6 protein-coding genes are annotated in these 5,326 nt (G+C 74.4%); 4 read left to right on the forward strand and 2 right to left on the reverse strand.

All coding sequences use genetic code 11. The features are described from left to right. Nucleotide 1: 1 nt before the first annotated feature. Both E1211_RS30550 and E1211_RS30555 read right to left on the reverse strand, forming a co-directional pair. On the reverse strand, nt 2–1,189 hold the full coding sequence (locus tag E1211_RS30550; RefSeq protein WP_132353456.1) for a HAMP domain-containing sensor histidine kinase: 1,188 nt from the start codon (nt 1,187–1,189) through the stop codon (nt 2–4). After that, nucleotides 1,186–1,842, reverse strand: a complete 657-nt coding sequence (locus E1211_RS30555) for a response regulator transcription factor (RefSeq protein WP_207915567.1) — start codon at nt 1,840–1,842, stop codon at nt 1,186–1,188. The genes E1211_RS30550 and E1211_RS30555 overlap by 4 nt, the downstream gene beginning before the upstream one ends. Before the next feature lie 131 nt (nt 1,843–1,973). Between E1211_RS30555 and E1211_RS30560 the strand changes: the two genes are divergently transcribed. The 4 genes from E1211_RS30560 to E1211_RS30575 form a co-directional block, all read left to right on the forward strand. Then, the gene (locus E1211_RS30560) at nt 1,974–2,501 is read left to right on the forward strand and encodes a hypothetical protein (protein ID WP_132353458.1); all 528 of its coding nucleotides are present in this window, start codon (nt 1,974–1,976) and stop codon (nt 2,499–2,501) included. Next, entirely contained in the window at nt 2,498–3,580 is a 1,083-nt protein-coding gene (locus tag E1211_RS30565) for a peptidoglycan-binding protein (RefSeq protein WP_243709779.1), read from the forward strand. Before E1211_RS30560 ends, E1211_RS30565 begins: the two co-directional genes overlap by 4 nt. Continuing rightward, nucleotides 3,577–4,275 (forward strand): ABC transporter ATP-binding protein, encoded by a 699-nt coding sequence (locus E1211_RS30570; protein ID WP_132353462.1) that lies wholly within the window; start codon nt 3,577–3,579, stop codon nt 4,273–4,275. Before E1211_RS30565 ends, E1211_RS30570 begins: the two co-directional genes overlap by 4 nt. Then, on the forward strand, nt 4,275–5,326 hold a 1,052-nt coding region (locus tag E1211_RS30575; RefSeq protein ID WP_132353464.1), incomplete at its 3' end, for an ABC transporter permease. The genes E1211_RS30570 and E1211_RS30575, both read left to right, overlap by 1 nt.

The following is a 5,326-nucleotide window of genomic DNA, read 5'->3' on the forward strand; positions in this document are numbered from 1 at the left end:
GTCAGAGGTGTATAGGAGACAGGGTCGGGGCCTCGGGGAGTCGTACGGTGACCACCAGCCCGCCGCCGTCACGCGGTTGGGCGAAGACCGTGCCGCCGTGCGCCCGCGCCACCGCCCGGACGATGGAGAGTCCCAGCCCGAAGCCGCGACCGCCGCCCACCCGCTCGCCGGAGAGGCGGCGGAACGGCTCGAAGATGGCCTCCACGTCGTAGCTCGGCACCGTCGGACCGGTGTTGCTCACCACCAGCGTCGCGCGGCCGTCCCGCACGCCGGTGCTCACGTGGACCCGGCCGCCCGCTCGGACGTTGTGCCGCAGCGCGTTCTCCACCAGGTTGGTGGTGAGCCGCTCCAGCAGCACCGGATCGCCCACCACCAGCGCCGGCCGCAGCTCCCGGGTCACGGTGGGCCCGGCGCCCTCGCCGACGGTCTGGTCCAGCACGTGGTCGGCCACGTCGGCCAGGTCCATCCGGGAGCGGGCGGTCAACTCCCGCTCCGAATCGGCCAGGGTGAGCAGCCCGTCGATCAACCGCTCGTGCCGTTCGTTCACCGCCAGCAGCGACTCGCCCAGCCGGCGTACGTCCTCGGAGGCGTCCGGCCGGCTCACCGCCAGCTCGATCAGCGACCGGTTCAGGGCGAGCGGGGTACGCAGCTCGTGCGAGGCGTTCGCGACGAACCGGCGCTGCCCGTCGAAGGAGCGGTCCAGCCGTTCCAGCATCTCGTCGAAGGTGTCGGCCAGCTCCCGTACCTCGTCGGCCGGCCCGGAGAGCGAGATGCGTTCGTGCAGCCCGCGGCCGGCCACGTCGGCGCCGGCGATCCGCCGTGCGGTCCCGGTGATCTGGTGCAGTGGTTGCAGCGCCCGGCCCGCGGCCAGCCAGCCGAACGCGATCGCGACCACGGAGACCAGGCCCAGCGCGATCCCGCCCTGGGTGAGCAGCGAGTCGAGCGTCTGGTTCCGCGCGTCGCCCTGGACCTTCCGGACGATCAGCCGCAGTTGCTCGGCCTGGTCGCCGCTGAGCTTCCCCTCCACCCCCTGGACGATCGGCTTCACGTCGCGCAGCGCCACCCCGAACGGCGTGGCGGTGCTCTGGTCGACCAGCACGTAGGTGACCGCGAGCAGGACCAGCCCGGCGACCAGGAAGATCCCGCCGTAGATCAGGGTGAGCCGGGCCCGGAGGGAGAGTCGCTTCACGCTATCCGGTATCCCACGCCGGGGACCGTCTCGACCACCTGCGGCTCGCCCAACTTGCGGCGCAGCTTCATGACGGTGACGCGGACCACGTTGGTGAACGGGTCGATGTGCTCGTCCCAGACCCGTTCCAGCAGCTCCTCCGCCGAGACGACAGCGCCGTCGGCCCGCATCAGCTCGATCAGCACGGCGAACTCCTTGCGGGCCAGTGGCACGTACCGGCCCTGCCGGTGCACCTCGCGGCGGGCCGGATCGACCACGATGCCGGCCCGGGTCAGGACGGGCGGGGCGGCCCGGCGGGCCCGCCGGCTCAGCGCGTGCACCCGGGCGGAGAGCTCGACGAGCGCGAACGGCTTGGTCAGGTAGTCGTCGGCGCCCAGCGCCAGGCCGGCGACCCGCTCCCGTACGGCCGCCGCGGCGGTGAGCATCAGCACCCTGGTCTCCCCGCCGCTGTCGACGATCGCCCGGCACACGTCGTCGCCGTGCACCACCGGCAGGTCACGGTCGAGGACTACCACGTCGTAGTCGTTGACGCCGAGCCGCTCCAGCGCGGCGTCGCCGTCGTACGCGACGTCCACGGCGAACGCCTCGCGGCGCAACCACTCGGCGATGCTCTCCGCGAGCACGCTCTCGTCCTCCACCACCAGCACTCTCACCCGCCCAATGGTGCCGCGCGCCGGCATAACGCCGGCGTAACCATCTGCGGTTACGCCCGGGATACGCCGGATGTCGTCCACTGGCGGGCAGCGGCCGGGCGGAGCGCCGGGCCGAGGAGAGGGAGCGTGTGATGCGACGAGGACTGCTCGCGCTGCCGCTGCTGCTCGCCCTGGGCGTCGCGGGCTGCGGCGGGTCGGGTGAGGAGCCGACGGTGGCGACCGCCGGCGGTGGCCCCGGGGCGGCACCGCCGTCCGCTGCCCCGGTGGCCCAGCTCAGCGACGACGAACGACGGTTGAAGTTCACCGCCTGCATGCGGGAGAACGGGATCGAGATGCCGGACCCGGAGGCCGGCAGCGGGCTGAAGCTCCGGTTCGGCAAGGGCACCGACCCGGAGAAGGTGCAGGCGGCCATGGAGAAGTGCCGCCAGTACCTGCCCAACGGCGGGGAGAAGCTCAAGCTCGACCCGGCCCAGCTCGAACAGGCCCGCAAGCTCGCCGCCTGCATGCGGGCCAACGGCGTACCCGAGTTCCCGGACCCGCAGCCGGACGGCGGGATCCGGCTGCGGCTCGACGAACTGAACGTCAAGGGACCAGAGGTGAAGGCCGCGATGGAGAAGTGCCGGCAGTACGCACCGAAGCGCCTCGGGGCCGCACGGTGAGCGCACGCCGACTCCGGCTCCGTACCCTCGCGCTGACCGCCGCCGTCGCGGTCGCGGCGGCCGCCGGCGTGGTGGCCGCGGTGGGTTTCGGCGGCACCGACCGGGGTACGGCGGCCGCCGGAACCCGCCCGCCGGGCACCGCCACCGTCGCCCGCCAGACACTTACCGACGCGCGGACCGTGACCGGGGAACTCGGCTACGGCACTGCTCACGTCGCCGACGCCCGGTTCGGCGGAACGATCACCGCGTTACCGGAGACCGGCACGGTCATCAAGCGGGGTGGCCGGCTCTACGCGGTGGACGACGAGCCGGTGGTGCTGCTCTACGGAGCGCTGCCCGCGTACCGGGTGCTCGAACCGGGGGTGGAGGGGGCGGACGTCGAGCAGTTCGAACGGAACCTTCGCGCGCTCGGGCACACCGGGTTCACCGTCGACGACGAGTACACCGGCAGCACCGCCGACGCGGTCCGGGAGTGGCAGGAGAAGCTCGGGCTGCCCGAGACCGGCCGGGTGGATCCGGGTCGCGTCCGCTACGCCGAGGGGGAGGTGCGGGTGGAGAGCCACCAGGCCGCGACCGGCGACCTGACGCAGCCCGGTCAGGGCGTGCTCACGTACACCGGCACCAGCCGGCTGGTCACCGTCGAGCTGGACGTGGACGACCAGCGGCTGGCGAAGAAGGGCGCCGCGGTGAACGTCGGACTGCCCGACGGCGCCCCGCTCGCGGGCCGGATCGAGTCCGCGCAGACGGTCGTCGACTCCGGCTCGGGCGGCGCCACCGGGCAGTCCGCCGAGGCCGAGACGAAGGTCGAGGTCACCGTCTCGGTCGCCGACCCGGCGAAACTCGCCGGGTACGACCAGGCGAGCGTGGAGGTCACCTTCACCGCCGAGGAGCGTCCCGACGTGCTCACCGTGCCGGTGGCCGCCCTGCTCGCCCTGGCCGAGGGCGGGTACGGCGTCGAGCTGGTCGAGGGGGAGCGGAGCCGGATCGTCGCGGTCACCACCGGCCTCTTCGCGAGCGGCCGGGTCGAGGTGAGCGGGCCCGACCTCGCCGAGGGCATGACCGTGGGGACGCCGGCATGACCGGTGACGCCGTGGTGCTGGAGCGGGTCAGCCGGACCTACCCGGGTGGGGTGACCGCGCTGCGCGAGGTCTCGCTGCGGATCGGGTACGGCGAGCTGGTGGCGATCGTCGGCCCGTCCGGTTCGGGCAAGTCGACGATGCTGCACCTGATCGGCACGCTCGACCGCCCGTCCACCGGCCGGGTCCGGATCGACGGCCACGACGTGGCGGCCCTGCCGGACCGGCAGCTCTCCGCGCTGCGGGCCCGCCGGATCGGCTTCGTCTTCCAGCAGTTCCACCTGGCCGCCGGCACGCCGGTGCTGGAGAACGTGGCCGACGGGCTGCTCTACGCCGGGGTGCCGCGACGGGAACGACGGCGGCGGGCGGCGGCCGCACTCGACCGGGTCGGGCTCGGCCACCGGCTGACGCACCGCCCGCACGAGCTCTCCGGCGGCGAGCGGCAGCGGGTGGCGGTGGCCCGGGCGGTGGTCGGGGAGCCGGCCGTGCTGCTCGCCGACGAGCCGACCGGCAACCTCGACTCGGTGGCCGGCGCGGGAGTGCTCGCACTCCTGCGCGACCTGCACGCGGCGGGCACCACGGTCGTGGTGATCACCCACGACCGGGAGATCGCCGCCGGGCTCCCCCGCGAGGTGCGGATGCGCGACGGCCGGGTGGTGGCCGACCCGGCGGCGCCGAACGTGGCGGGGGCGTCCTGATGGCGACGGAGACCCGGCAACGGCCGGTGCCGGCGGAGGCCCGGCCGCGCCTGACCCCGGCCCGGCTCGGGGCGGGAGACGTGCTGCGGGTCGGCGGGGTGGGGCTGCGTACCCGGCCGCTGCGGGCGTTCCTCTCCGCGCTGGGCATCGCGATCGGCATCGCGGCGATGGTCGCCGTGGTCGGCATCTCCTCGTCGTCCCGCGCCGACCTGGACCGGACGCTCGACCGGCTCGGCACCAACCTGCTCACCGTCGCGCCCGGGAACACGATCTTCGGTGACCAGGCCCAGCTGCCGGTCGAGTCGGTGGCGATGATCGGCCGGATCGGCCCGGTCACCGACGTCGCCGCCACCGCACAGCTGCCGGACGCCGCGGTCTACCGCAGCGACCGCATCCCGTCCGGTGAGACGGGTGGGATCGCCGTCCGGGCCGCCCAGCTCGGCCTGCCCGCCACGGTCGGCGCGACAGTACGCAGCGGCACCTGGCTGAACGCGGCGACCGAGCGGTACCCGACGGTGGTGCTCGGCGACGCGGCGGCCCGGCGGCTCGGGCTGGGTGCGGCCGGACCACAGGTGCAGGTGTACCTCGGCGGTCGCTGGTTCACCCTGGTCGGCATCCTCGCCCCGGCCCCGCTCGCGCCGGAGCTGGACAGCTCCGCGCTGGTGGGCTGGCCGGCTGCCGAGACGTACCTCGGCTTCGACGGGCACCCGACCACGGTCTACACCCGTTCCCGGGAGAACTCGGTGGAGGCGGTGCGGGCGGTGCTCGGCGCGACCGCGAACCCGGGCGCGCCGGAGGAGGTGCAGGTGTCGCGTCCGTCGGAGGCGCTCGCCGCCGCGGCGGCCACCGACGAGGCGTTCACCGGGCTGCTGCTCGGGCTCGGCGCGGTGGCGCTGCTGGTCGGCGGGGTCGGGGTGGCCAACACGATGGTCATCTCGGTGCTGGAACGGCGGGCCGAGATCGGGCTGCGACGGTCGCTGGGCGCCACCCGGGGGCAGGTCCGCGTCCAGTTCCTGGCCGAGTCGCTGCTGCTCTCCGCGCTGGGCGGGAC

The sequence above is a fragment of the Micromonospora sp. 15K316 genome (assembly GCF_004348525.1).
Lineage (GTDB): Bacteria > Actinomycetota > Actinomycetes > Mycobacteriales > Micromonosporaceae > Micromonospora.

Excerpts from the sequence above, each read along its gene's own strand:
- E1211_RS30560 (WP_132353458.1), top strand. The coding sequence starts at position 1,974 with ATGCGACGAGGACTGCTCGCGCTGCCGCTGCTGCTCGCCCTGGGCGTC.
- E1211_RS30570 (WP_132353462.1), top strand. The coding sequence starts at position 3,577 with ATGACCGGTGACGCCGTGGTGCTGGAGCGGGTCAGCCGGACCTACCCG.